Raw genomic sequence first — 23,693 nt, forward strand, 5'->3', positions numbered from 1 at the left:
TACGTGATCAGGAAGCCGGCGGGGTCAGCACGGTGTCGATCAGGTAGACGGTCGCGTTGGCGGTCTTCACGCCACCGCACACCACGCCGGAATCGTTGACCTTCAGGTTGTCTCCCGATCCGGTAACGGTGACCTTCTTGCCGTCGTCGAGGGTGACGTGCTCCTTGACCACCGCGTCAGGCGCGGCCTGGCCCGAGACGACGTGGTAGGTCAGGATCGAGGTCAGCAGTGCCGAGTCGGTCTTCAGCTTCTCGATGGTCTCCGGCGGGAGCTTGGCGAAGGCGTCATCGGTCGGCGCGAACACGGTGTACTGGCCGTTGTTCAGCGTGTCGACCAGGTTGACCTGCGGGTTGAGCTGGCCCGACACGGCCTGCGTCAGCGTCTTCAGCATCGGGTTGGCGGCGGCAGCGGTCGCGACCGGAGCGGTGGCCATGCCGTCGACCGAGGCCGGTCCGCTCGGGTTCGCCTCGGCGTAGGCTGCGCAGCCCGGGCCGACGAGACCGGAAGCCATGGAACCGCTTTCGCCGCCCATCGCGCTCGACATCGGTGCGGCAGAGGACGAGCCGGAGTCACTGGAGGAGTCGTCGCTGCTGGAACAGCCGGCGACCAAGCCGATGGCGAGTACTGCTCCGGACGCGGCAACGGCGAGACGCTGCATTCCCTTGATGGCCATGATCAGTCCAATCTGTGGTTGTCGCAGGCGCGCCAAGTTGCCCGCCTCATCCAGCCATTCGCAGCCGTGTCCAGATCGGATGGGAACAGATTTCAAATCTTGTGGGGGATGCTCTTCTGTGAGTGCGGATGGCCCTCGGAACCCATCCGAGGCATCTCCGGTGACGAAGCACTCCCGAGCGAGCCGACCTCCGTCCTGGTCGTCGGATGCGTAGTGGCGAGGAGACGAAGTGCAACGGCAAGCTGTGAACACTGCGTTGGCAGCACTATCCGGGATCGTCGCGGTCATCGGTGGAGTCGCTGTCGGTGAGATCGCCGCGGCTGCGGTGTCCCCGTTGTCGGCCCCTTTCCAGTCAGTCGCCGCGGCGCTCGTCGACACCTCACCCGCTCCGCTCCGCGAGTGGGCGATCGACACCTTCGGCACCAGCGACAAACTCGCGCTCCGGATCGGCATCGGCGTCGCGATGGTGGTCATCGCTGCCCTCGCCGGCATCCTGCAGTCCCGTCGTCCGCATCTCGGAGCCGCCATCTGCATCGTGTTCGGAGCCGTCGGTGTCATAGCCGCTGTCACGCGCCCGACGGCGGGACCGACCTTCGCCATCCCGTCGATCCTGGCCGGCATCGCATCAGCGGCCCTCGTCGTCTGGCTGTGTCGGGCGCTGGGGTCGCGCGCGGCGGCAGACACCGATGACACACCGGCCGCATCGGCAGGCTGGTCACGTCGCCGCTTCCTGACCGTCAGCGGTCTGGTGGTCGCAGCATCGGCGGGAGTCACCGTCGTGGCCCGACAGCTCGCCGCCGCCGGCGGTGTGGTCGCCGAGCGCGCCGGCCTGAAGTTGCCCATACCTGCGTCGCCGGCGCAGCCGATTCCCGCCGGCGTCCAACTCGACATCCCCGGCGCGACGTCCTTCCTCACCGACAACCGGGCCTTCTACCGCATCGACACCGCGCTCATCGTGCCGCGACTGACCACGAAGGACTGGAGCCTGCGGATCCACGGGATGGTGGACCGTGAGATCACGCTGGACTGGGATGACCTGATGGCCATCCCGGCCCAGGAGCGGATCGTCACCCTCACCTGCGTGTCCAACGAGGTCGGCGGAGATCTCATCGGTACAGCCCGCTGGATCGGGTTCCCGATGCGGGACCTGCTGGCCCGGGCCGGGATCCAGGGTGACGCCGACATGCTCCTGTCGACCAGTGTGGACGGCTGGACGTCGGGGACGCCGCTCGAGGCGATCAACGACGGTCGCGACGCCATGCTGGCCGTCGGGATGAACGGTGAGCCGCTGCCGCTGGAGCACGGCTACCCGGTACGTCAGGTGATCCCGGGTCTCTACGGTTACGTGTCGGCCTGCAAGTGGGTGACCGATTGGGAGATAACCCGATTCGATCGAGCCCGCGCGTACTGGACCGATCGGGGATGGGGTGAGAAAGGGCCGATCAAGACCGCCTCGCGCATCGACCGGCCGGCACCGCTGTCGACCCACGACGTCGGCAAACCGGTCACCATCGCGGGAACCGCGTGGGCACAGCACCGCGGGATCCGGGCCGTCGAGGTACGGATCGACGACGGCCCATGGGAACCCGCGACCCTCGCGAATCAGTACTCCCTCGACACCTGGCGCCAGTGGAGCTACACCTGGCAGCCGACCTCGGCGGGCAACCACACCGTCTACTGTCGGGCGACCGACGCGAACGGCATCGTCCAGACCTCGGAACGGGTACCGACGGTCCCGGACGGTGCGACCGGCTGGCACAGCCGGGTCCTGCGCACGGCAGCGTGACGGCGCCGCGGCGCCGCTGAGGTCCTATTCCACCGGCGGTCGCGTCATCGGCGTGACAGTGTGGAACTCGACCATGAGGAGGACCAATGCGAGCATTCCGAGAAGCCGTCGAGCGTCGGGACAGCGCCGCCATCGAGGCGTTGCTGGCCGATGACGTGACCTTCGTGAGCCCGGTCGCCTTCGCGCCGTACCACGGCAAGGCCATCACCGCCGCGATCCTGCGCGGTGTCTTGCGCGTGTTCGAGGACTTCCGCTACGTGCGCGAGGTCGGCGCCGAGGGTGACCGTGATTCGGTGTTGGTGTTCGAGGCGACCGTCAACGGGCGACGCGTCACCGGAGCCGACTTCATCCAGGTCGACGAGCACGGCGCCATCGACGAACTGATGGTGATGGTGCGGCCGCTGTCCGCGGCAACCCAGTTGGCCGAGGCGATGGGCGCCCAGTTCGATCGCATCCAGCAGGAGGCGGCGGCCGCGATGGAGAAGGGTTCGGCCTAGGCCGGCGCCCGCTTTACCGGCGCCGGGCTCATTGGGCCCGCTCGCTGCGCTCCCGGCGCCGGGCTCATTGGGCCCGCTCGCTGCGCTCCCGGCGCCCGGCTCAGCGGGGGGAGTCGCTGCGGACGAACACCATCGAGTCCGTCCGGTCGCTCCGCCGATCGTCGACGGCGTCGGCGAAGTAGTTGTGCCGTACGTTCCACGGGCGCCGTGTCCCCGACTTCGGGAAGGCGTCGGGACGTCGGCGCACATATCCGGAGCGCAGATCCCAGAGCGGTTTCGACGGCATCGAGTCGTCGCGCAGATGTGGGTAGGCGCGGTCGATGCCTGCAGAGCGCATGTGGTGGAACAACTTCGCCGCGGCACGCGCACTCATGTCCGCTCGCAACGTCCACGACGCGTTGGTGTATCCCACCGACCATGCGAGGTTGGGGACGTCTTCCAACAGATGCCCTCGGTAGGCGAACCGGTCGCGCGGGTCGATCTCCGCATCGTCGATCACGATGCGGATTCCGCCGAAGGTCAACAGGTCCATACCGGTCGCGGTGACCACCAGATCGGCGTCCAGGTGCCTGCCGGAGCCGAGCAGGATGCCGGAGTCGTCGAATCTGTCGATGTGGTCGGTGACGACCTCCACCGACCCGTCCGAGATCGCTGCGAAGAGATCGCCGTCGGGGACCATGCACATGCGCTCATCCCACGGGTTGTATGCGGGCGAGAAGTGCACGTCGATCGGGTACCCCTCCGGCAGCAGCCCGGTGATGTTGGCGCGGAGCAACTTCCGGCCGAAGCGGGGGAATCGGTGGATGGCGTGGACCAGTGCCGCCGTCTGGACGGCGTATCGAGCACGGACCACGCGATGCGCCGCGCTCTCCGGGAGCACCCGCCGGACGACCGGCGCGAAGTACTCCTTCTGCTTCGACGAGTAGATGTACGAGGGCGATCGCTGCAGCATCGTCACGTGTGCGGCGCTGTGCGCGAGGTCGGGAATCATGCTCACCGCTGTCGCGCCGCTGCCGATGACGACGACGCGCCGGCCGTCGTAGTCGAGATCGTCGGGCCATTGCTGCGGATGGACGACGGTGCCCCGGAAGTCGCCGAGACCGACGAAGGAGGGCGTGAACGGATGGTCCTGGTCGTAGTAACCGGTGGCGAAGTAGACGAATCGGCAGCGGTGGATCTCCGTGGTCCCGTCGCTCCCGACGCGTGCGGTGACCGTCCATCGGCCGGTGGCCGAGTCCCATTCGGCGCGCTCGACGTCCCGACCGAATCGGATGTGGTCGGCGATGCCGTACTTGTGTGCGGTGTCGTCGATGTACTCGCGGATGTGGGCCCCCTGGGCGAGGGCTTCGGGGCGGCGCCACGGTTCGAACGGGAAGCTCAGCGTGTAGATGTCACTGTCGGATCGAATGCCGGGGTAGCGGAACAGATCCCACGTGCCGCCGATCCGTTCCCGACGGTCGAGGACCACGTAGCGCAGATCAGGATCGTTCTCGGTGAAGCGGTATGCGGCGTCGATGCCGGACAGGCCGGCGCCGATGATCACGAGATCGTGGTCGACGATGGTGGACTCTCCCGGTCCCGTACCCGGAGTCGAACCCGTCATCGACGCACCTCTTCGTTCGGATCATGGGGCGGCCGCCGCGTGGGACATCACGGAGACCAGTGGCGGATCGAGCAAAACTCGACACCAGTGTTGCAGGTAATCTGTGTCGGTGACCGTGATTCCTCAGGTGCGTGCCGACGTCGAACGGAACCGCGCGACCATCCTGGGAGCGGCGATCATCCTGTTGGGCCAGCATCCGCAGTCGTCGATGCAGCAGGTCGCCGATGCGGCCGGGCTGAACCGAGCCACCCTGTACCGCCACTTCCGCAATCGCGACGACCTGCTGGCCGCACTGCAGGCCAAGGCCCTCGCCGACAGCGCCGCCCTGGCCGAGACGATCCCGACCGACGGCCCGGCGTTGCCCGCGCTGCTGGAGTACCTCGAGGCAGCGATCACCGTCGGCGAGCGCTACCGATTCATCTCGATGGCGCCGCGCACCGAGCCGTCACTCTTCGGGGCCGAGGGACGGGCGCTACGGCCGGTGGCGGCCGCTGTCCGTCGGGGACAGGCTCAGGGCGAGTTCGATCCGCATCTCGACCCGGGATTCGTGGCCGGCCTGGTGGTGATGCTGGTCATCGAGGTGGTCGGTGTCGTCGAACGCGGATCGTTGAGCTTCGAGGATGCTCGCGCCCAGGCGATGCGGACCTTCGGCAACGTCCTGCGGGCACGTCGGGGCTGACGGGGGCGGCGCTGCGGGTAGGTGCTGCTGAGATCGGCCCCGAGGGGACCGGCCGAGGGGAATATGCCCTCGGTCTACGGTGTCGGGGATGATCTCAGCAGCCGACGATCAGCTGTCGGCCCAGGACTGGCCCTCGGAGATGGCCGCCATCGTGCTCTGACCGTCGAGGGCCTCACGGATGATGTCGGCGTGGCCGCTGTGGTGGGCGGTCTCGCGCAGTAGGTGCAGAGTCATCTTGCGGACGGTCCACCATTCGCGTTCGGGTTGCCAGGGTGCAGTCGGCTGCGGGATCAGATCGTCGAGGCTGGCGACGTCGGCGATCACCTGGTCGAAAGCCTCTGCAGCGCGGTCGTATTCGTCGAGCCAACCGTCGATGGTCTCGTCGTCGCGCAGCGCGTAGGCGTCGGCGACCGCGGCCATGTCGAACTCGGCGTTCTCGCCGCGGTCGACGATCGTCTGTGCGGTCGCGCGGAACCCGGAAGCGAGATGTTTGATGAGGCCGCCGATGTTCAGGTCGCTGACGGTGGTCTTCTGGCGTGCCTGCTCGTCAGTCAGGCCACGGGCGGTGATCCGCAGGAGTGCCCGCTGGTCGGCGAGCAGGGTGAGCAGGTCCTCCTTCTCACCGGTGACGGAGACGGTGAGTGCGACGGGGGTGTACGTGCCGGCCATGATGGGTCCTCTCGAACGGTTCGGGCTGCTCTCCATGACGTTATGAGGAATTGCGGTCAGATTCGGTCCTCGTTGATCTGACCAGGTGAAGAAGATTGTGCGGGTCGGTCCGGAGCTGCTCGGGTGGCTCAGGAGCTTGCGGGGCCTGTCCGGCAGCAGCCAGGCCGTCGGAAATCCGCCCGTGCGGTGCTGTTTTGCTCGAGATCTGCCCGTTCTCGCCCGAAATCCGCCCGGGAGGTGCGAGCGGATGCCGATGCGGTCGTCACGAGGCTGTGATGGGCGGATTTCGTGGGAGGGGCGGCGGCTTTCGGATGCGGGTTGACGCTTGCGTTGGAGTTCGCCGGAACTCGGATTCGGTCCGGTATCCGTCCGGGCTGCGCTGCCCGAGATCCGCCCGTGCTCGCCCGGAATCTGTCTAGGAGGTGCGAGCGGTTGCCGATGCGGTCGGCGCGAGTGGCCGGCGGGTGGGTTTCGTCGCCGGCTGCGCGGCTTTCGATGGGTCGGCTGGGCATCGTCGCGCGGAAATGGGTTGAGTGAACGGCGCCGGCCGTCGACGATCGAGAGCATGACCCAGCCCTCGCCGACCGTCCTCGATTCCCTGACTCGCAAACCCGACCGCGGCGGAGATCGCGCGCTGTTGGACGAGGTCCTGGACGAGGCGAGGGTCGGCACGTTGTCGACGGTGGTCGACGGGTTGCCATGGTCGGTGCCGATGCTGTTCGCGCGGTACGGCGACGACATCATCGTCCACGGCTCGACCGGTGCCGGAGCCCTTCGACATGTGGCTGCCGGTGCGCCGGTTGCGCTCTCCGCCTTCCTGATCGACGGTCTCGTCATCGCCGACACCCTGTTCGACCACTCGGCGAACTATCGGTCGGTGGTGGTCCGTGGGACCTTGGAGAAGGTCGACGACGCGATCGATGTGCTGACCGTGCTGTCGGACAAGCTGGTACCCGGCCGCTCGTCGGAGGTCCCGCAGATCACCCGCAAGGAGTCGGCGGCGACACTCGCGTTGCGTCTGCCGATCGTCGACGGGCGGTGGATCGCGAAGGCGCGGACCGGCGGGCCGGGCATCGAGGAGTCGGAGTCGTGGACCGGGGTCGTCCCGGTGCGGAACGTCCACGACGACCCGATCACGTACACCGGTGAGACCGTCCCGGAGTCGGTGCGGAGGCTGGCTGCGGGTTAGGGCCGCGGTGGTCCGGCATGGTCGGCCCGGCGCGGTCGCCGTCGGGTGCGCCCCACGATCTGCTCTCGGTCCTGACACAGTCTGCCGCTGTTCCAGCCAAAATCTGCCGCCGACCCTGCCACAGGTCCTGGCAAAATCTGCCGCCGAACCTCCAGCGTCCCGCGACAATCTGCCGTCCAGCGTGGTGTCGTGTGGATATTGCACGCGATCGCCGGCTGGACGGCAGATTTTCGTCGGGCCGAGCGGCGCGGGCGGCAGATTTTGGCTGGGCCGAGCGGCGCGGGCGGCAGATTTTCGTCGGACCGAGCGGCGCGGGCCGTCCCCCACCCGCCCGACGATCAGCGCTGTCGCAACAGGAAGCGCTGGATCTTGCCGCTCGGGGTCTTCGGCAACTCGTCCACGAAGTGGACCGTCCGCGGGTAGGCGTGGGCGGCGAATCCGGTCTTGACCAGCTGCTGCAGCTCGGCCTCGAGCGCATCGGAGCCGTCGACGTCCGGGCCGAGGACGACGAAGGCCTCGAGTACCTCGCCGCGCAGTTCGTCCGGGCGCCCGACGACCGCCACATCGACCACCGACGGATGCGTGATCAGTACGCTCTCCACATCGAACGGCCCGATCCGGTAGCCGGCCATGATGATCACGTCGTCGTCGCGTGCGGTGAAGAAGTAGCGCCCGTCGTCGTCGACCCGACCGGTGTCGCCGGTGAGGTACCAGGCGCCGTCCTCGGTGAAGCGGGCCGCGGTCTTGTCCGGGGCGTCGAGGTAGCCGGTGAAGAAGATCAGCGGGCTGTTGGCGACGTCGATGGCGATCTGGCCGTCGACGATGCCGGTCGCGTAGCCGGGCATCGGGAACCCCATCGACCCCGGGACGACGTCGACGCGGACATCGTCGTGCCAGTGGTTGTTGATGAACATGCCGTGCTCGGTCTGGCCGTAGTGGTCACGCACCTCGGTGCCGAGAGCGCTTCGCGCCCAATCGATCACGTCGGGGGTCAGCGGCTCGCCCGCCGAGGAGGCGCGTCGCAGCGAGAAGCCGGAGATGGACGAGTCTTTGCTCAGGGTGCGGTAGACCGTCGGGGCGCTGGCGAAGTTGGTGACGCCCAACTCGGTGAGGATGCGGGCGGTCAGTGCGGCCGAGAAACCCGCGTGCAGCAGGATGTTCGGGCGGCCGATGGCCAGCGGGCCGAGGACGCCGTAATAGAGGCCGTATGCCCAGCCGGGGTCGGCGGCGTTCCAGAACACGTCGTCGGCCGACACGTCCAGGCCGTAGGTCATGTAGCAGGAGAACGCGGCCAACGCCCGGACCGGGACCGGCACCCCCTTCGGCGCACCGGTGGTTCCGCTGGTGAACAGCAGGATGAGGGTGCCGTCACCACCGACGGCGACCGACTGTTCCAGCGGAACCGAACCGTCCACCAAGCCGTCGAACTGGTCGCCGGCGACGATCGTGGTGACGTCGATACCGTCGAGTTTGTCGACCTGACTCGGTTCGGTGACCACCACCCGAGCGCCGCCCGCGGTCAACCGCATCTCGATCGCAGGCGCCGCGAACGCGGTGAAGAGCGGTATGTAGATCGCTCCCAGTCGGGCGATGGCCAGCAGGGAGACCACCAGCTCGGACCGCTTGCCCATCAGCACGCCGACGGTGTCGCCGCGACCGATGCCGAGGTCGGCGAGCGCGGTGGCGAACCGCTTGGACGCATCCGCCAACTCACCGAAGGTCAGATTCGTGGCGATCAGCCGATCCCCGTCGACCTCGACCGTCGTGAAGGCGACGGCACTCGGTTCCTGGCGGTCCACCAGCAGTGATGCGGCGTCGGCGTCGGTTGCGCCGAAGGTGGCGAGCCATTCCTGCACGGCGCGGTCGACGGGTGCGGGGGCGGTTTGTGTCATCGTGAACCTCGATCATCTGGGTAAGCTGGATCACAGTGTCAGGCCGCGCGGCGGCGCGCGACACCCCCCGATGAGGGGGCGGATGAGCGGCGAGAGAGGGACCACCATGGCCGACGCCGTGCTGCGGGGTCCGTTGACCGACGCCCTGCGTAGGGTCCGCCGGCACAGCGGTGTGCCGCTCGCCTTCGGTGGCGTGGTCGAGGACGCCGCCAATCTGCGGCTCAAGCACTTCGTCGGAACCACGGTCGGTGCGTTGGACGGCGTCGCTGTCGATGTCGGGCACGGCTTGGGCGGCAAGGTCATCGCCCTGAACCGACCGATCGTCGTCGACGACTACCTGAAGACGCCCCGAATCACCCATCGCTACAACCAGATCATCGCCGCCGAGGGGCTGCGCGCCATGGCCGCGGCGCCGGTAATCGTCGACCGGTCTCCCATCGCTGTCCTGTACGGAGCTCTGCACACCACCGACCCGATCGGCGACCGCACCCTGCAGGTCCTCGCGACCGAGGCTCGTGCGGTGGAGCAGCAGGTCGTCGCGGCACGCGCGGTGGTCGAGCACGATGGCCGCACACCCGAGGTCAGCGCTCTGCGCGACCGTCTCGCCGGGGCCTACGCGCAGTTGCGGCTCGTCGCACGCGAGCTGGACGACGCCGAGCTCGCGGATCAGCTCCAGCGCATCAGCGATTCGCTGCTCGATGGGGCGCGGTCGACGGAGCAGCCCACTGTCTCGCTCACCGCCCGGGAGGTCGACGTGCTGGCCTCCGTTGCTCTCGGACACTCGAATGCGCGCATCGCCGAGACCCTCGGCGTCACAGCGATGACCGTGAAGGGGTACGTCAAGGATGCGATGCGCAAGCTCGATGCGTCGACGCGCCTCGAGGCTGTCGTGCGCGCGCGGGCGGTCGGGATTCTGCCCTGACCTGGAGTGGTCTCGTGGGTGACCGCGGCTGAGTTCTCGGATTTCTGACACGTCACACGCCTGGGCCGTGGATGGCGCACAGCGGCCGCCGCTCAGGTGTCAGGAATCCGGTGGGGTGGGTTGATGGCCGGAGTCCGGGGATTTCGGATTTCTGGCATGTCAGCGTGCCGTGCTGTGGATGGTGCACAGCTGTTGCCGGTGAGGTGTCAGGAATCCGGCCAGGGCGGAAGCCGACTCAGGCCGCCGGGTCATCGAGCAAAGGGGGTAACGAGTCCGGGATCTCGGATTTCTGACACGTCACAGGCCTGGGCCGTGGATGGCGCCCAGCGGCCGCCGCTCAGGTGTCAGGAATCCGAAAACCTGGCGGCCCAGCCCACGGAGTTCAGTGGTCGCGCAGCTTCTCGATCAGCTCGTCCTTGTTCAGGTCGGAGTAGCCGGTGAGGTCGAGTTCTTTGGCGCGTTCCTTGAGTTCGTCGACAGTCCAGTCCTCGTAGGAACCCGACTCTCCGCCGGACTTGCCGACCTCAGAGCGCCCCTTGTTCGCCGACGCATTGGCGATCCGCGCCGACTTCTCCTTGGAGTTCCCCTCGTCGCGGAGCTTCTCGTACAGCTCGTCGTCCTTGACCGACGGCCCGGGATCACGTTGCGGCATCTGGTCCTCCTCGTGTCTCAGGGGCGGCGGGCCGGGGACGGTGCCCGCGCCGCGCGCCCCGCGCGGTCGTGCCCGGAGCCGACATCGGTGGAGTCGGCAGGACGACCGGGCGCGACATGCCGTCGCGGATACCCCGTCGAACAGGGACGAAACACCCGCAGACGGATAGGTTGGTGACGAACCGAGACCCATCTGGGTACCGCAACGACGAGGGGCGCGTCATGGGTAAGAAGAAGCGATTGATCGGCCGACTGGAATCCGAGATCGACTCGCTCAAGGGCGAACTGGCGAAGTTGGAGAAGAAGGCACGTAAGCGGGTCGGCAAAGCAGAGGCACGTGCCGTTGCACTGCAGGATGCGTTGCACAAGCTCGCATCCCCGGCAGTGAAGCTCCCGAAGGCGAAGCAGCGCACCGATGCCGGGGGCGAGACCGTCGGGGTCGCTGCGTCCGGCAAGAAGAAGTCCGCCGACAAGAAGCCAGTCGAGCCGACGAAGGCGGCCGACCCGACGTCGAGTAAGAAGCCCGACGACAAGAAGTCCGGCGACAAGAAGTCCGGAGCCACGAAGACCGCCGCCAAGAAGCCGGCCGCCAAGTCCGGTTCTGCGACCACCTCGACCGCAACACCGACATCCGAGAAGCCCGCCGCGACCAAGCCCGCCGCACCCAATTCTTCGGCACCCAAGCCCGCCGCGACCAAGCCCGCCGCACCCAAGCCCGCGGCGACCGAGCCCAGCCCGACCACCGCGACTGAGGCAACCGGTGGGACGAAGGCAACCGCGAAGAAGGCAAGCCCCGCGAAGTCGACTGCCAAGAGCGCTCCCGCGAAGTCGACCCCGGCAGCTGCAACCAAACCCCAGACAACCAAACCCCCGACGCCCAAGAAACCGACGGCGAAACCTCAGACGCCCAAAACCCCGGCCCCCGCGAAGAAGACGGCCGCCCCGCGGAAGTCGACCACGGCGACCGGCGCCGCGGCCCGCACGACCCCGACACGCCGTGCCGGTGGCCCCACCGTCGCCGATCTCCGCACCCAGGCGAAAGCCAAGGGGATACGCGGATATTCGACGATGACGAAGGCGCAGCTGCTCGACGCACTCGGCTGATCCGCTTCGCCGGACGGCGCAATGCGCGGCGATCGACCACGAGGGGTGTCCGGCGGATGAACGTGTTCTCATGGCCTGCACCGCATGGATAAGGTGGGGTGACACGCCGTCGTGATGGACGTCGGCAGGAAGGGCACGAATCGCATGTCGCAGACCGTCAGGGGAGTCATCTCGCGCAGTACCAAGGCACCGACCGAGGTGGTCGATGTCGTCATCCCGGACCCGGGTGCGCGGGATGTGATCGTGAAGATCCAGGCCTGCGGCGTCTGCCACACCGACCTCGCCTACCGCGACGGCGGCATCAACGACGAGTACCCCTTCCTGCTGGGCCACGAGGCGGCGGGCATCGTCGAGACCGTCGGGTCCGACGTGACACATGTCGAGGTCGGCGACTTCGTGGTCCTCAACTGGCGCGCGGTGTGCGGTCAGTGTCGCGCGTGTAAGCGCGGACGACCCTGGTACTGCTTCGACACCCACAACGCATCCGTCCCGATGACGCTCACCGACGGCACCGAGCTCACCCCGGCTCTCGGCATCGGTGCGTTCGCCGAGAAGACCCTCGTCCACGAGGGCCAGTGCACCAAGGTGAACCCGGAGACCGATCCGGCTGTGGCCGGGCTGCTGGGATGTGGCGTGATGGCCGGTCTCGGTGCCGCCATGAACACCGGCAATGTCGGTCGCGGCGACTCGGTCGCGGTCATCGGTTGTGGCGGCGTCGGCGACGCAGCCATCGCCGGAGCGCGTCTGGCCGGTGCGACCACCATCATCGGTATCGACCGTGACCCCGCGAAACTGGAGTGGGCCACCGACCTCGGTGCCACCCACACCATCAACGCGGCCGAGGTCGACGATCTGGTGACCGCGGTCCAGGACCTCACCGACGGCTTCGGCGTGGACGTCGTGGTCGAGGCGGTCGGACGGCCGCAGACCTACACCGACGCCTTCTACGCGCGTGACCTCGCCGGAACCGTCGTGCTCGTCGGCGTGCCGACGCCCGACATGAAGCTCGAGCTGCCGCTCATCGACTTCTTCTCGCGCGGTGGCGCACTGAAGTCGTCCTGGTACGGCGACTGCCTGCCGGAGCGCGACTTCCCGATGCTCATCGACCTCTACGAGCAGGGCCGTCTCCCGCTCGACAAGTTCGTCACCGAGCGCATCGGTCTCACCGACATCGAGGACGCGTTCGCGGCGATGGAGCAGGGCAAGGTCCTGCGATCGGTGGTCGAGCTCTGATGACGGCGTCGGACCTGCGGATCGACAACGTCGTCACCTCCGGCCAGTTCTCACTGGACGGCGGCACCTGGGACGTCGACAACAACATCTGGCTCGTCGGTGACGACTCCGAGGTCGTCATCATCGACGCGGCCCACGATGCGGCCCCGATCCTCGAGGCCGTCGGCGATCGCACCGTGAAGGCGATCCTGCTGACCCACGGGCACAACGACCACATCACCGTGGCGCCGGAGTTGTCGACTGCGACCGGTGCGCCGATCCTGCTGCACCCGGGCGACGACATGCTGTGGAACGAGACCCATCCCGACGTGACGCACGTCGACCTCGAGGACGGCCAACAGGTCGACGTCGCCGGTACGACCCTGCGGGTCATCAACACCCCGGGGCACTCCCCGGGATCGTCGGTGGTCCACGTGCCCGAGGCGGGAGTGCTGTTCAGCGGCGACACCCTGTTCCAGGGCGGACCGGGTGCGACCGGCCGGTCGTACTCGAGCTTCCCGACGATCATCGGCTCCATCCAGGAGAAGATCTTCACCCTGGACCCGGCGACGAAGGTCTACACCGGTCACGGCGACGGCACCACCGTCGGTGACGAGTCACCGCATCTGGAGGAATGGATTCGCCGGGGTAGCTGATCGTTCGCACTCCTCGGATCGCGACACGTGGTCCGAGGAGCCCAGCCCCCAAAAGCCCAGCCCCCAAAAGCCCATGCCCGAAAAGCGCATGCCCGAGTAGTGCACTCGCACGAACCGAAAACCCGAGACCGACGTTGGACCGGTCGAGACGCGGAGTAACGTCCCCGCGGTGAGTGAATCCCCTGCGCAGTCGGCACCGTCGGCCGACGCCGTCGTGCCGCCTCCCGTCCCGCGCAGCCGCATCGTCATCGCGTCGATGGTCGGGACCAGCATCGAGTTCTTCGATTTCTACATCTATGCGACCGCCGCGGTCCTCGTGTTCCCGACGCTCTTCTTCCCCAAGGGTGATCCCACGGTCGCCTTGTTGTCGTCGTTCGCGACCTTCGGCCTCGCCTTCGTCGCGCGCCCGATCGGCTCGATCCTGTTCGGACACTTCGGAGATCGGATCGGCCGCAAGGCCACACTCGTCGGCTCGCTGTTGACGATGGGCATCGCGACCTTCGTGATCGGTCTGCTGCCCACCTACGACAGCGTCGGCTATCTCGCGCCCGCGCTCCTCGCCCTGCTCCGCTTCTGCCAGGGACTCGGGCTCGGCGGCGAATGGTCGGGGGCCGCGCTGCTCGCGACCGAGACCGCGAAACCGGGCAAGCGTGCCTGGGCGGCGATGTGGCCGCAGCTCGGTGCGCCGATCGGCTTCTTCTTCGCCAACGGCACCTTCTTGCTCCTGCTGGTGTGGCTCGACTTCGATGCGAAGACCGCCGCGAGCAACCACGCGTTCCTCACCTGGGGCTGGCGAATCCCGTTCCTGGCCAGCGCGATCATGGTGGTCGTCGGACTCTATGTGCGACTCAAGCTGACCGAGACCCCGGTCTTCGCGCAGGCCGTCGCCGAGGGCAAGAAGGTCAAGGCGCCGCTGGCCGAGGTCGTGAAGACGAGTTGGCGACCGTTGATCATCGGCACGTTCATCATGCTGGCGACGTACACGCTCTTCTACATCGTCACCACATGGACGACCTCGTACGGCACCGGCAAGGTGGTCGACCGATCCGGTGTCGAGGTCTCGATCAACTACAGCGACTTCCTCGGACTGCAGCTGATCGCGGTGCTGTTCTTCGCCGCATTCGTCCCGGTGTCCGGTCTGCTCGCCGACCGCTACGGCCGCCGGCCGGTGCTGATCCTCATCACCGCAGGCATCATCCTGTTCGGGATCTCGTTCGGCTGGTTCATCTCTCCCGAGTCGGTCACCGACACCGTGATGCTGGTCTTCCTGGTGGTCGGCATGTCGTTGATGGGGCTGACGTTCGGTCCGATGAGCGCGATCCTGCCGGAGCTCTTCCCGACCAACGTCCGTTACACGGGCTCGGGCATCTCGTACAACGTCGCCTCGATCCTCGGTGCGGCGGTCGCGCCGTTCATCGCCACCTGGCTGGTGCACGACTACGGCGTCGCCTGGGTCGGTGTCTACCTGGCCATCGCCGGCGTGCTCACCCTGATCGCGCTGTTCTCCGCGCGTGAGACCAGGGATGTCTCGCTGACCGACGTCTGAGCGAGAGGGCCGGCCGGACGAGTCGGACCGGAGATGTCGGTGGCGGATGGCACGATCGGGTCGTGAGGTTCATCCGGGTCGTGGAGACGTCGGCCGCAGTGGGTGCCACCCGCTCGCGAACGGCGAAGACCACGCTGCTGTCCGAGGTGTTGGCCGAGGCCGACGCGACCGAGATGCCGACCGTCGTCGCGTGGTTGTCGGGCGACACCACTCAGGGGCGGCTGGGTATCGGCTGGCGGTCGCTGGCGAACCTCGACGTCGCGCCGGCCACCGAGGCGGCCCTCGATGTCGCCGACGTGCAGGCAGCGTTGACGGCCCTCGTCTCGGCGACCGGGGCAGGTTCACGGGCGGCGCGGACCCAGATCCTCGGCGAGCTCTTCGGTGCCGCGACCGCTACCGAGCAGCAGTTCCTGATCCGCCTGATGACCGGTGAACTCCGGCAGGGAGCGCTGGCCGGTGTGATGGTCGAGGCCATCGCCGCGGCCGCCGGGCAACCGAGTCCGCTCGTGCGCCGAGCCCACATGCTCACCGGGTCGCTGCCCGAGACGGCATCGCTGGCCGTGCACGGTGGTGCCGACGCCCTGTCCGCCGTCGGCCTGCAGGTCGGTCGGGCGATCTCGCCGATGCTCGCGACGCCGGCCGACTCACTCGAGGCCGCGCACGAGGCGCTCGGACCCGACCTCGTCGTCGACTTCAAACTCGACGGTGCACGTATCCAGGTCCATCGTGACGGCGATGCCGTCTCGGTGTTCACCCGAACTCTCCGCGACGTGACTGCGCAGGTGCCTGATCTCGTCTCCGTGGTCGTCGGGCTGCCGTGCCGCTCGGTGATCCTCGACGGGGAGACCCTGACCCTCACCGACGACGGCCGCCCGCGACCCTTCCAGGAGACGATGAGCCGGTTCGGCTCGATGGCCGACAGTCCCGACGATCCCCGTCTGCTGCGGCCGTTCTTCTTCGACTGCCTCCACCTCGACGGCACCGACCTGATCGATCGCCCGCTGTCCGAACGGCTGGACGCGCTCGACAGCGTTGCGGGGCATCTCCGCATCCCGTCCGCGGTGCGCCCCACGCTCGAGGAGACGCGAGCACAGTTCGATGCCGCGATCGCGGACGGTCACGAGGGCGTGATGGTGAAGTCGCTCGACGGCGTGTACGCGGCCGGGCGTCGGGGCAAGGGGTGGCAGAAGGTCAAGCCGGTGCACACCGTCGATCTGGTGGTGCTGGGTGCCGAGTGGGGCTCGGGCCGACGGACGGGGTTCCTCTCGAACCTCCACCTCGGTGCACGTGACCCCGACGGCGGACCGCCGATCATGGTCGGCAAGACGTTCAAGGGCCTGACCGACGAGCTACTTCGCTGGCAGACCGAGGAGTTCCCCCGTCACGAGACGCACCGCGACTCGTACACGGTCCACCTGCGACCCGAGATCGTCGTCGAGATCGAACTCGACGGCGTCCAGCGCAGTTCCCGGTATCCCGGCGGGATCGCACTCCGTTTCGCGCGGGTGGTGCGCTACCGGCCGGACAAAACCGCGGCCGAGGCAGATCCGATCGACAACCTGCACCGACTGTTGCCGCCGAACGGCTCCTGACGCGTGCACCGGTCGCCGCCGGCGTCAGCCGAGCGGTAGCTCCGCGACGATGGCGCCGGTCGGCTGTGGTGAGCCACCGGGCGGCTCGACCGTGAAGGCCAGCGCTGTCGCGTCATCCAGATCCGTGAGTACGGCAGTAGTGGTCGGCGAGACGTCCTTGTCGGACATCGTCCCCGCCGACACGACGCCCGACGGATGCCGCAGCCACATCTGATAGACGGTGCCCGCCTTGGGCGGCGGGACGTCACGCATGACCAGTACGCCGGCGTTGGCGGAGTCGGAGAACGTCACGGTCGCCTCGCCACCCCCGACGCTGCCGCTCGCAGAGCGGGCGTCGCCGGCGGCGAAGACCTGTTCGGCCGGTGAGCGGGCCGGGTCGTCGGAGCTTCCGGTCGAGACACCGATGACCCATCCGACGGCACCGATCGCGACGGCGGCGACCGTGGCTGCTGCCAGGTAGACGGTCTGTCGGCGTCGAGGACGCAGCTCGGTCACCGGGGCGACCGCGCCGTCACCCGCGGGCTCGGATGGCGGCACTGCCGTCTCGGCGGGCGCAGTCGTCGAGACCGGTCGTGTGGTCTCGGTCGAGGACGGCTCGGCATGGATCGCGGCGAGGAGGTGGTCCCGAACGGTCGGCGGGGCCTCCGCCGCGGTCGCGGCGCTCACCCTGGCCATCGCCTCGCGGGTCGCTCGGACCTGCTGGTGGAACTCGACCCGCACGCCGATCGGTGCGCCGGCGAGACGCCGCTCGATGTCGGCGAGTTCATCGGCGTGCACGGCGTTGAGTCCGACGATCGTTGCCAGATCCAGCAGTTCGTCGTGGTCCTTCGGGCCGATGCCCGGTGTGCTGTTCTCAGGCATCACGATCCCCCAGGCAGGAGCGCAGACGACGAAGGCCGTCGCGGATGCGTGACTTGACCGTCGGTAGCGCCACGGTCAGTTGGTCGGCGACCTCACGGTAGGTCAGCCCTTCGTAATACGCGAGATCGACGGACTCGCGCTGGACTGCCGTCAGTGTGTCGAGGCAGGAGCGGACCGACATAGACGTCTCGCGCGACTCGACCGCTTCGGCGACCTCATCGAACTCCGAGACATTCTGCTTTGCACCGTATTCCACATCGCGGCGACTCGACGACGACTCCGTGCGCACGCGATCGACTGCGCGCCGATGGGCAACGGTGATCAGCCAGGCCAGCGGAGAGCCGAGCGCTGGATCGTAGTTCTTGGCCGTGCGCCAGACCTGGAGGAAGACCTCCTGGGTCGTCTCCTCGCTGTACCCGGGATCACGCAGAACGCGGAGCACCATGCCGTGCACGCGGCTGCTGGTGAGGTCGTAGAAACGCGCGAAGGCGGCGGTGTCGCCCGCGGCGATCCGGGCGAGGAGGTCCGGGAGTTCTGCCACGCCGGCGTTCGAGTGCACCGTCACCGGCGTGTGTCCATGCTCATCGGACGTCAGCCTAATCCGCTGTGAACGGAGCCTCAACCACGCTGACGTCGTGGTCGGGACGGTCGGAGCGGGGGCGGTGAGGGTCATGACCGCTCGCCTCCGCGCGGGGTACCGGACGTCGCCGGATCCCCGTCTCCCTGGTTCTTCTTGGGCGGCAGCGGGATGAAGTAGGACGTCCGCTCCTGGTACTCGGGGTATCCCGGGCGCTTGCTCATCGACTTCTCCAGCAGGCGCGCGCCGGTCGCGAAGACCAGGAAGTAGGTCATGATCACCGGCGAGAGCACCGTGACAACACCGGGCCATGCGCTGGCCGCGACTAGCCAGATGCCCCACCACACCGCGGAGTCGCCGAAGTAGTTCGGGTGGCGGGTCCACGCCCACAGACCGCGATCCATGACCTTGCCCTTGTTGGCCGGGTCGGCCTTGAACGACTTCAGCTGGGCGTCGCCCACCGCCTCGAATACCTGTCCGACCAGCCACAGGGCCACACCGACGACGAGGACGACAATCCATGGTCCGCTGGTGGCGCCGACCACGGCGGAGACCTGGATCGGCAGCGAGACGAACCACTGCGCGGCCCCCTGGGTGGCGAAGACCTTCTTGATGACCGTCCCGACGCCACCGCCCGCCCGCCCGAGCATCTCCTCGTAGCGGGGGTCCTCGCCCTTGCCCTTCGTCTTCGACCACACGTGCCAGGTCAGGCGCAGGCCCCAGAAGGCGACGAGGACGGCGAGCAGCCAGCGGCGCAACGGATCCCCGGGGCCGAGGATCAGTGCGATGATCCCGACGCCGACGAAGCCTGCGCCCCAGGTGACGTCGACGACGTTGTACCGCCCGAGCCGGTGGCCGATGGCAAAGGTGGTCGCCTGCAGGATGATCAGCCAGACCAACGCGGCGCCGGTGACGACACCGAAGGCGGCCCAACCGTGCAGATCGATCATGACCGGATCTCGTCTCGGGTGAACTGCAGCTGGATCACGTCGAGGTAGCCGGCTCGGAAGCCTGCCTCGGAGTAGGCGAGGTAGAAGTCCCACATCCGCATGAAGGTGTCGTCGAATCCGAGCTCACGGACGCGGGCGCGACGACTGCGGAATCGTTCGCGCCACAGTCGGAGGGTCTCCGCGTAATGGGCGCCCATCTGATGTTCGTCGCGCAGACGGAGCGTGGTGTGCTCGCGGGTGACCGCATCGAGCGCGGGCAGCGATGTGAGTTGACCGCCCGGGAAGATGTACTTGTGCACCCAGGTGTAGGTGTTGCGCGACGCCTGCATGCGGTCGTGCGGCATGGTGATCGCCTGGATCGCGACCCGACCGCCGGGGGCGAGGACACGGTCGATGGTCTCGAAGTAGGTGGGCCAGTACTTCTGTCCCACTGCCTCGATCATCTCCACCGACACCACCGCGTCGAACTCACCGTCGATGTTCCGGTAGTCGAGCAGATCGATCTGGACGCGATCGGCGAAACCGGCCTCGGCCACCCGTCGCAGCGCGAGTTCCCGCTGTTCCGAGGACAGCGTGACCGAGCGGACGGTGGCACCGCGCGCGGCGGCGCGCAGGCACAGTTCGCCCCACCCCGTCCCGATCTCGAGCACACGGGAGCCCTCGCCGACGCCCGCCATGTCGAGGAGCCGATCCACCTTGCGGCGCTGAGCATCCGCGAAGCCGGCCCATTCCGGCCCGGCCGACAGTTCCGACTCCGTGAACAGGCCGCTCGAGTACGTCATGGTCTCGTCGAGGAACGTCGAGAACAGGTCGTTCGAGAGGTCGTAGTGGCGCGCGATGTTCGACCGGGTGTTCTTGGTCGTGTTCTCCTCGGACGCAGGCTGCTTCGGCAGCACCAGCGCACGCAGGGTCTGCAACGGCTTCGGCACCAGTTCGGCCGCGCGCGCCGCGAAGGGCGTGAGGACGCCGACCAGATCGTCGGTGGTCCAGTCGCCCGCCATGTAGGCCTCGCCGAAACCGATCAGTCCGCCGCTGCCGACGCGCCGGGCGAACGAGCGGGGACGGCGGATGATCATCCGCGGCTGGACCGCGTCGCTCTGTAGTCCGGTCAGCTCACCGTCGGGGTACTCGATCCGGACGTCGATCTGCTTGGCGGCGTAGCGGAACAGACGGTTCGCCGCGGCCGCACGGAACTTCGTGAACGGGCGGCGAGGGAGATCGGCGATGTCGGGCCACCGGGCGGCGTCCTCGGCCGACAGGACCGGGACGAGGCGGGGATCACGTGTCTTGGTGCTCATCATCGTCCTTGCGTAGGTGCGACCGTGGTGTGGTCGGGATGGGCGGGGCGGGGCTGGATCGGCAGGCGGCGCAACCAGAGTCGGATTCCGTGCAACCGAATCCGGGCTGCGACGACCAAGGGGGCCAGCGGTGTACGTAGCTGGGCGAGCGTGAGGGCTCGGACCGTCACCGGTTCTGCTTGACCGGAGAGGCTCGCGACGAACGGCGCCTGACCGGTCCGCTCCAGGGTGATCGCGATGTGCACTCGGCCGTCGGGGCCGGGTTCGGGCAGTATTAATCGGTAGGAGCCGGCGACGTCGTTGAAGGGGGAGACGTAGAACTGCTTCTCCACCTCGGCCCGGCCCCGCTCGTCGGGGCGCACGATGTAGCAGTGCCGTTCGCCGTAGGTGTTGTGCACCTCGGCGATGACGAAGGCGATCGAGCCGTCGGCGTCGTGACACCAGAAGACGCTCAGTGGGTTGAAGACGTAGCCGGCCACGCGTGGCGAGAGCAGCGCGGTCACACGGCCGGTCGGGACCGTGAGTCCGGCCGCCGCCACATGGCGGTTCAGCCGCGAGCGAAGGGTGTCTCCCAGCCGAGCCGGCTCCGGGAAATGGTCGGTCGCCAGGAATCGAGCCAGCGGCCGGAACGGTGCGGCGAGTTCCGGCAGGTCGTCGACGTCGACCAGCCACGACTGCCCGTGGTATCGGAACGAGTGGCGCAGAGGCGATGTCCGCACATGGGTGATCCGGGTGTGGATCACGGCGGGCGTCGGGAACGACGCAGTGGTGCCCGTCCGGGTCGGGTGGGTCCCGACGGTCGCGCGCGGTGAGGTGTCGCCGATCGGTGTCGTGTGATTCATGCCGGCACCTGCTCGTCGGCGGCCCACACCGTGCCGAGTCGAGCCGCGGCCCGCACGCCGGACAACGCGCCGTCCTCGTGGAAGCCCCACCCGTGATACGCGCCGGCGAATACGATGGTGTCGGAGTCGATGTCGGGCAGCATCGCCTGTGCCGCGACCGATTCGGTGGTGTAGACGGGATGTTCGTAGGTCATCTCGGCGATGACCGTGGTCGGGTCGACGAGATCGGTGCGACCGACGGTGACCAGGAACCGCGGATCGTCGATCGGCAGTCGCATGAGGCGCGTGAGGTCGTAGGTGACCGCGACTCCGGAGCCGTCGAGCGAATCGCCGAACGGCGCGCCGCCCGACGTCGGTGCGTCGGCTCGGATCTGGTAATTCCAGGATGCCCAGGCATTGCGGGCGTGCGGCAGCAGTGACGTATCCGTGTGCAGCACAGCGGGCTTCACCGAGTAGGGGATCGCACTCAGGACGCGACGCCGGGCCTCGGTGGGGGAGGCGAGCACGGACAGGGCCTGATGCGGATGGGTGGCGATGACCACGGCATCGAACTGCTCGGTGGCGGCGTCGGTCGTGAGGGACACCCCACCGACGCCGTCCGTGGTCGGTGCGATGTCCGCGATCTCGCGCACCGGGCTCGCCAGCCGGATCTCACCATCGCGGGCACGGACTCCGTCGGCGACCTTCTCGACGTATCGCGCCGAGCCCCCACTGACGGTTCGCCAGGTCGGCGAGCCGAACACCGACAGCATGCCGTGATGGTCGAGGAAGGCGAAGAGGTAGCGGGCCGGATACGCGGCAGCCACCTCGGAATCGCACGACCACACCGCTGCGACGAGCGGGAGCAGGAAATTGTCGAGGAAGTACCGCGAGAACTTCTCACGCCGTACGAACTCCGACAGCGGCTCGTCGGAGTCCGGGGTGTCGAGCAGGCGGTGCGCTGCGCGATGGAAGCGCTTCACCTCGCCGAGCATCCGCAGATAGCGACCGCGGAACAGGTTGCGCGATGTCGGGAACAGACCGCGGGCACCGAGCGCACCGGCGTACTCGAGGCCACTGATCTCGGAGTGGACCGACATCGACATGTCGGACTCCTGGGTTGCCACGTCGAGCTCCGCGAAGAGTCGGAGCAACGTCGGGTAGGTGCGGTCGTTGTGCACGATGAAGCCGGAGTCGATGGAGACCGACCGTCCGTCGTCGAGGGTGAGGTCGTGAGTGTGTGCGTGCCCGCCGAGGCGCGAATCCGCCTCGAACAGGGTCACGCGGTGGTCGGCGGACAGGACATGGGCGGCGGTCAACCCGGCGACGCCGCTGCCCACGACCGCGACCGACTGGCGGTGCGGGCGACTGGGGCCAACGGTGAGACTCATGCCTGGTGTTCGAAACCATGACGTGGGCGGATGGGTCTGCGATCGGTGTGGTGGAGGACACACCGGTCCGCGATGGCGTCGATGGTGTCGGTTGTGTCGCTACCGGTTCCGTCAGTCCTGGACTCCGTGCTCATGGTCGTGGGGATGCCCACTGATCCGGAGGTGGAATCGTCGTCGACGCGCACGCTCGGACGGGCGCTAGTACTGCGCTGCCGGGCGACCGGGGATGTACTCGTCGCTGGACACGATGTCGGCGCCGAGCGGCAGCAGTGACACCGGCACCATCTTGAAACTCGCGATCCCGAGCGGGATGCCGATGATGGTGATGCACAGCGCGATGCCGGTGGTGATGTGGCCGATCGCGAGCCAGATGCCGGCCACGACGAGCCAGATGATGTTGCCGATCAGCGAGAACGCGCCCGCAGTCGGCTTGCGGACCACGGTGCGGCCGAACGGCCACAGGGCGTAGTTCGCCATCCGGAACGACGCGATCCCGAACGGGATGGTGATGATCAGGATGCAGCAGACCACACCGGCGACGGCGTAGCCGATCGCCATCCAGAGGCCGCACAGGAGCAGCCAGATCACGTTCAGCAGAGTCCTCATGTCTGCCATTGTCCGCGCTCGCGCGCCGAGATGTGGGAGGAAACGTCTTGCAGATCTGCGGGTGTGGACTCCCTCTCACCAGTGGTTGTCCGGGTGATGACGACGGGGTGACGTGCGTGTCGTCGCCCTCCGATGCCCGTGCCCGATACCCGTGTGCCTGACGCCCTGTGTTCCTGATGACCTGGACCCGCGGAGATCCGGCGTGTGATCACGGCCTCGACCACGAGCGTCGGTGGTCGGCGGCTGTCTACGCTGGGCACATGACCGAGCGGGCCGACCGAGTCCGGGAGACCGTGTGGGCGCTGCTCACCACTTTCGTGTTGGTCGTGCGCCTCCTGGCGACCATCGCGATGGTGCTGTTCGTGGTCGGCTGGGCGGTGGTCTCGGTCCGTCAATCCGTGCTGAACGGCTGGTTGTGGCCGTCGATCGGCTCCTGCGTGGCGCTGCTGATCAGCACCTGGCTCTACAGCTACCTCCGTGCCCGGCACCCCCGGCGCAACGGGTGGGAGCCCTGAAGC

At 67.9% G+C, this 23,693-nt stretch carries 23 protein-coding genes; 11 read left to right on the forward strand and 12 right to left on the reverse strand.

Features of this window, described 5'->3' with window-relative positions:
• Window positions 1–7 precede the first annotated feature (7 nt).
• The gene (locus GS4_RS15365) at window positions 8–673 is read right to left on the reverse strand and encodes a fasciclin domain-containing protein (RefSeq protein WP_007622120.1); all 666 of its coding nucleotides are present in this window, start codon (window positions 671–673) and stop codon (window positions 8–10) included.
• Window positions 674–902: 229 nt separating this feature from the next.
• Here GS4_RS15365 and GS4_RS15370 point away from each other — a divergent pair, with 229 nt between their 5' ends.
• Together GS4_RS15370 and GS4_RS15375 are read left to right on the forward strand one after the other, a co-directional pair.
• Window positions 903–2,459, forward strand: a complete 1,557-nt coding sequence (locus GS4_RS15370) for a molybdopterin-dependent oxidoreductase (protein WP_007622122.1) — start codon at window positions 903–905, stop codon at window positions 2,457–2,459.
• 86 nt (window positions 2,460–2,545) lie between these two features.
• The gene (locus GS4_RS15375) at window positions 2,546–2,956 is read left to right on the forward strand and encodes a nuclear transport factor 2 family protein (protein WP_007622124.1); all 411 of its coding nucleotides are present in this window, start codon (window positions 2,546–2,548) and stop codon (window positions 2,954–2,956) included.
• 100 nt (window positions 2,957–3,056) lie between these two features.
• Here the strand turns inward: GS4_RS15375 and GS4_RS15380 are convergent, their stop codons facing one another.
• Window positions 3,057–4,559, reverse strand: coding sequence for a flavin-containing monooxygenase (locus GS4_RS15380; protein ID WP_007622126.1), 1,503 nt, complete (start codon window positions 4,557–4,559; stop codon window positions 3,057–3,059).
• A 109-nt stretch (window positions 4,560–4,668) separates the two neighbouring features.
• Between GS4_RS15380 and GS4_RS15385 the strand changes: the two genes are divergently transcribed.
• On the forward strand, window positions 4,669–5,238 hold the full coding sequence (locus tag GS4_RS15385; protein WP_245555694.1) for a TetR/AcrR family transcriptional regulator: 570 nt from the start codon (window positions 4,669–4,671) through the stop codon (window positions 5,236–5,238).
• A 108-nt stretch (window positions 5,239–5,346) separates the two neighbouring features.
• On the opposite strand, the gene GS4_RS15390 is transcribed toward GS4_RS15385, so the two are convergent.
• Window positions 5,347–5,907 carry a DinB family protein gene (locus tag GS4_RS15390; RefSeq protein WP_007622130.1) on the reverse strand — a complete coding sequence of 187 codons (561 nt, stop codon included), beginning with the start codon at window positions 5,905–5,907 and terminating at the stop codon, window positions 5,347–5,349.
• Between the two features lie 565 nt (window positions 5,908–6,472).
• Between GS4_RS15390 and GS4_RS15395 the strand changes: the two genes are divergently transcribed.
• Window positions 6,473–7,096: a pyridoxamine 5'-phosphate oxidase family protein gene (locus tag GS4_RS15395; RefSeq protein WP_007622132.1), complete on the forward strand. Its 624-nt coding sequence runs from the start codon at window positions 6,473–6,475 to the stop codon at window positions 7,094–7,096.
• A 338-nt stretch (window positions 7,097–7,434) separates the two neighbouring features.
• Here the strand turns inward: GS4_RS15395 and GS4_RS15400 are convergent, their stop codons facing one another.
• A complete protein-coding gene (locus GS4_RS15400) occupies window positions 7,435–8,988 on the reverse strand; it encodes an AMP-binding protein (RefSeq protein WP_007622133.1) in 1,554 nt (517 codons plus the stop codon).
• 82 nt (window positions 8,989–9,070) lie between these two features.
• Here GS4_RS15400 and GS4_RS15405 point away from each other — a divergent pair, with 82 nt between their 5' ends.
• Window positions 9,071–9,910, forward strand: a complete 840-nt coding sequence (locus GS4_RS15405; protein WP_007622135.1) for a LuxR C-terminal-related transcriptional regulator — start codon at window positions 9,071–9,073, stop codon at window positions 9,908–9,910.
• A 382-nt stretch (window positions 9,911–10,292) separates the two neighbouring features.
• Here the strand turns inward: GS4_RS15405 and GS4_RS15410 are convergent, their stop codons facing one another.
• The gene (locus tag GS4_RS15410) at window positions 10,293–10,562 is read right to left on the reverse strand and encodes a DUF7218 family protein (RefSeq protein WP_007622137.1); all 270 of its coding nucleotides are present in this window, start codon (window positions 10,560–10,562) and stop codon (window positions 10,293–10,295) included.
• A 173-nt stretch (window positions 10,563–10,735) separates the two neighbouring features.
• On the opposite strand from GS4_RS15410, the gene GS4_RS24830 reads away from it, so the two are divergent.
• The 5 genes from GS4_RS24830 (at window position 10,736) to GS4_RS15435 (ending at window position 16,671) form a co-directional block, all read left to right on the forward strand.
• The gene (locus tag GS4_RS24830; protein ID WP_007622139.1) at window positions 10,736–11,665 is read left to right on the forward strand and encodes a hypothetical protein; all 930 of its coding nucleotides are present in this window, start codon (window positions 10,736–10,738) and stop codon (window positions 11,663–11,665) included.
• A gap of 144 nt (window positions 11,666–11,809) precedes the next feature.
• Window positions 11,810–12,898 (forward strand): S-(hydroxymethyl)mycothiol dehydrogenase, encoded by a 1,089-nt coding sequence (locus tag GS4_RS15420; protein ID WP_007622140.1) that lies wholly within the window; start codon window positions 11,810–11,812, stop codon window positions 12,896–12,898.
• On the forward strand, window positions 12,898–13,533 hold the full coding sequence (locus GS4_RS15425; RefSeq protein WP_007622141.1) for an MBL fold metallo-hydrolase: 636 nt from the start codon (window positions 12,898–12,900) through the stop codon (window positions 13,531–13,533). Before GS4_RS15420 ends, GS4_RS15425 begins: the two co-directional genes overlap by 1 nt.
• Window positions 13,534–13,789: 256 nt before the next feature.
• Window positions 13,790–15,079 (forward strand): MFS transporter, encoded by a 1,290-nt coding sequence (locus tag GS4_RS15430; protein ID WP_083862742.1) that lies wholly within the window; start codon window positions 13,790–13,792, stop codon window positions 15,077–15,079.
• A 62-nt stretch (window positions 15,080–15,141) separates the two neighbouring features.
• Window positions 15,142–16,671 carry an ATP-dependent DNA ligase gene (locus GS4_RS15435; RefSeq protein ID WP_040510687.1) on the forward strand — a complete coding sequence of 510 codons (1,530 nt, stop codon included), beginning with the start codon at window positions 15,142–15,144 and terminating at the stop codon, window positions 16,669–16,671.
• A gap of 24 nt (window positions 16,672–16,695) precedes the next feature.
• On the opposite strand, the gene GS4_RS15440 is transcribed toward GS4_RS15435, so the two are convergent.
• From GS4_RS15440 to GS4_RS15475, 7 genes are all read right to left on the reverse strand, one after another.
• Window positions 16,696–17,532 carry an anti-sigma factor gene (locus GS4_RS15440; RefSeq protein ID WP_007622149.1) on the reverse strand — a complete coding sequence of 279 codons (837 nt, stop codon included), beginning with the start codon at window positions 17,530–17,532 and terminating at the stop codon, window positions 16,696–16,698.
• A complete protein-coding gene (sigK, locus tag GS4_RS15445) occupies window positions 17,525–18,205 on the reverse strand; it encodes an ECF RNA polymerase sigma factor SigK (RefSeq protein ID WP_007622151.1) in 681 nt (226 codons plus the stop codon). The genes GS4_RS15440 and sigK overlap by 8 nt, the downstream gene beginning before the upstream one ends.
• Window positions 18,202–19,059: a DUF1295 domain-containing protein gene (locus GS4_RS15450; RefSeq protein ID WP_007622153.1), complete on the reverse strand. Its 858-nt coding sequence runs from the start codon at window positions 19,057–19,059 to the stop codon at window positions 18,202–18,204. The genes sigK and GS4_RS15450 overlap by 4 nt, the downstream gene beginning before the upstream one ends.
• Window positions 19,056–20,357 (reverse strand): class I SAM-dependent methyltransferase, encoded by a 1,302-nt coding sequence (locus tag GS4_RS15455; RefSeq protein WP_007622155.1) that lies wholly within the window; start codon window positions 20,355–20,357, stop codon window positions 19,056–19,058. Before GS4_RS15455 ends, GS4_RS15450 begins: the two co-directional genes overlap by 4 nt.
• Entirely contained in the window at window positions 20,357–21,199 is an 843-nt protein-coding gene (locus tag GS4_RS15460; protein ID WP_007622157.1) for a DUF1365 domain-containing protein, read from the reverse strand. The genes GS4_RS15455 and GS4_RS15460 overlap by 1 nt, the downstream gene beginning before the upstream one ends.
• Window positions 21,196–22,569, reverse strand: coding sequence for an NAD(P)/FAD-dependent oxidoreductase (locus tag GS4_RS15465; protein WP_007622159.1), 1,374 nt, complete (start codon window positions 22,567–22,569; stop codon window positions 21,196–21,198). Before GS4_RS15465 ends, GS4_RS15460 begins: the two co-directional genes overlap by 4 nt.
• Window positions 22,570–22,767: 198 nt before the next feature.
• Window positions 22,768–23,175 (reverse strand): YccF domain-containing protein, encoded by a 408-nt coding sequence (locus GS4_RS15475; protein ID WP_040510731.1) that lies wholly within the window; start codon window positions 23,173–23,175, stop codon window positions 22,768–22,770.
• 260 nt (window positions 23,176–23,435) lie between these two features.
• Here GS4_RS15475 and GS4_RS15480 point away from each other — a divergent pair, with 260 nt between their 5' ends.
• Window positions 23,436–23,690, forward strand: coding sequence for a hypothetical protein (locus GS4_RS15480; RefSeq protein WP_040510733.1), 255 nt, complete (start codon window positions 23,436–23,438; stop codon window positions 23,688–23,690).
• The last annotated feature ends 3 nt before the right edge of the window (window positions 23,691–23,693 follow it).

Source organism: Gordonia soli NBRC 108243, from assembly GCF_000334455.1.
Taxonomy (GTDB): domain Bacteria; phylum Actinomycetota; class Actinomycetes; order Mycobacteriales; family Mycobacteriaceae; genus Gordonia; species Gordonia soli.

Bases quoted from the DNA above. Each gene is read 5' to 3' on its own strand.
- GS4_RS15365 (WP_007622120.1), bottom strand. From the start codon at position 673: ATGGCCATCAAGGGAATGCAGCGTCTCGCCGTTGCCGCGTCCGGAGCA.
- GS4_RS15375 (WP_007622124.1), top strand. From the start codon at position 2,546: ATGCGAGCATTCCGAGAAGCCGTCGAGCGTCGGGACAGCGCCGCCATC.
- GS4_RS15380 (WP_007622126.1), bottom strand. From the start codon at position 4,559: ATGACGGGTTCGACTCCGGGTACGGGACCGGGAGAGTCCACCATCGTC.
- GS4_RS15390 (WP_007622130.1), bottom strand. From the start codon at position 5,907: ATGGCCGGCACGTACACCCCCGTCGCACTCACCGTCTCCGTCACCGGT.
- GS4_RS15395 (WP_007622132.1), top strand. From the start codon at position 6,473: ATGACCCAGCCCTCGCCGACCGTCCTCGATTCCCTGACTCGCAAACCC.
- GS4_RS15400 (WP_007622133.1), bottom strand. From the start codon at position 8,988: ATGACACAAACCGCCCCCGCACCCGTCGACCGCGCCGTGCAGGAATGG.
- GS4_RS15405 (WP_007622135.1), top strand. From the start codon at position 9,071: ATGAGCGGCGAGAGAGGGACCACCATGGCCGACGCCGTGCTGCGGGGT.
- GS4_RS15410 (WP_007622137.1), bottom strand. From the start codon at position 10,562: ATGCCGCAACGTGATCCCGGGCCGTCGGTCAAGGACGACGAGCTGTAC.
- GS4_RS15420 (WP_007622140.1), top strand. From the start codon at position 11,810: ATGTCGCAGACCGTCAGGGGAGTCATCTCGCGCAGTACCAAGGCACCG.
- GS4_RS15425 (WP_007622141.1), top strand. From the start codon at position 12,898: ATGACGGCGTCGGACCTGCGGATCGACAACGTCGTCACCTCCGGCCAG.
- GS4_RS15430 (WP_083862742.1), top strand. From the start codon at position 13,790: ATGGTCGGGACCAGCATCGAGTTCTTCGATTTCTACATCTATGCGACC.
- GS4_RS15440 (WP_007622149.1), bottom strand. From the start codon at position 17,532: ATGCCTGAGAACAGCACACCGGGCATCGGCCCGAAGGACCACGACGAA.
- sigK (WP_007622151.1), bottom strand. From the start codon at position 18,205: ATGACCCTCACCGCCCCCGCTCCGACCGTCCCGACCACGACGTCAGCG.
- GS4_RS15450 (WP_007622153.1), bottom strand. From the start codon at position 19,059: ATGATCGATCTGCACGGTTGGGCCGCCTTCGGTGTCGTCACCGGCGCC.
- GS4_RS15455 (WP_007622155.1), bottom strand. From the start codon at position 20,357: ATGAGCACCAAGACACGTGATCCCCGCCTCGTCCCGGTCCTGTCGGCC.
- GS4_RS15460 (WP_007622157.1), bottom strand. From the start codon at position 21,199: ATGAATCACACGACACCGATCGGCGACACCTCACCGCGCGCGACCGTC.
- GS4_RS15465 (WP_007622159.1), bottom strand. From the start codon at position 22,569: ATGAGTCTCACCGTTGGCCCCAGTCGCCCGCACCGCCAGTCGGTCGCG.
- GS4_RS15475 (WP_040510731.1), bottom strand. From the start codon at position 23,175: ATGAGGACTCTGCTGAACGTGATCTGGCTGCTCCTGTGCGGCCTCTGG.
- GS4_RS15480 (WP_040510733.1), top strand. From the start codon at position 23,436: ATGACCGAGCGGGCCGACCGAGTCCGGGAGACCGTGTGGGCGCTGCTC.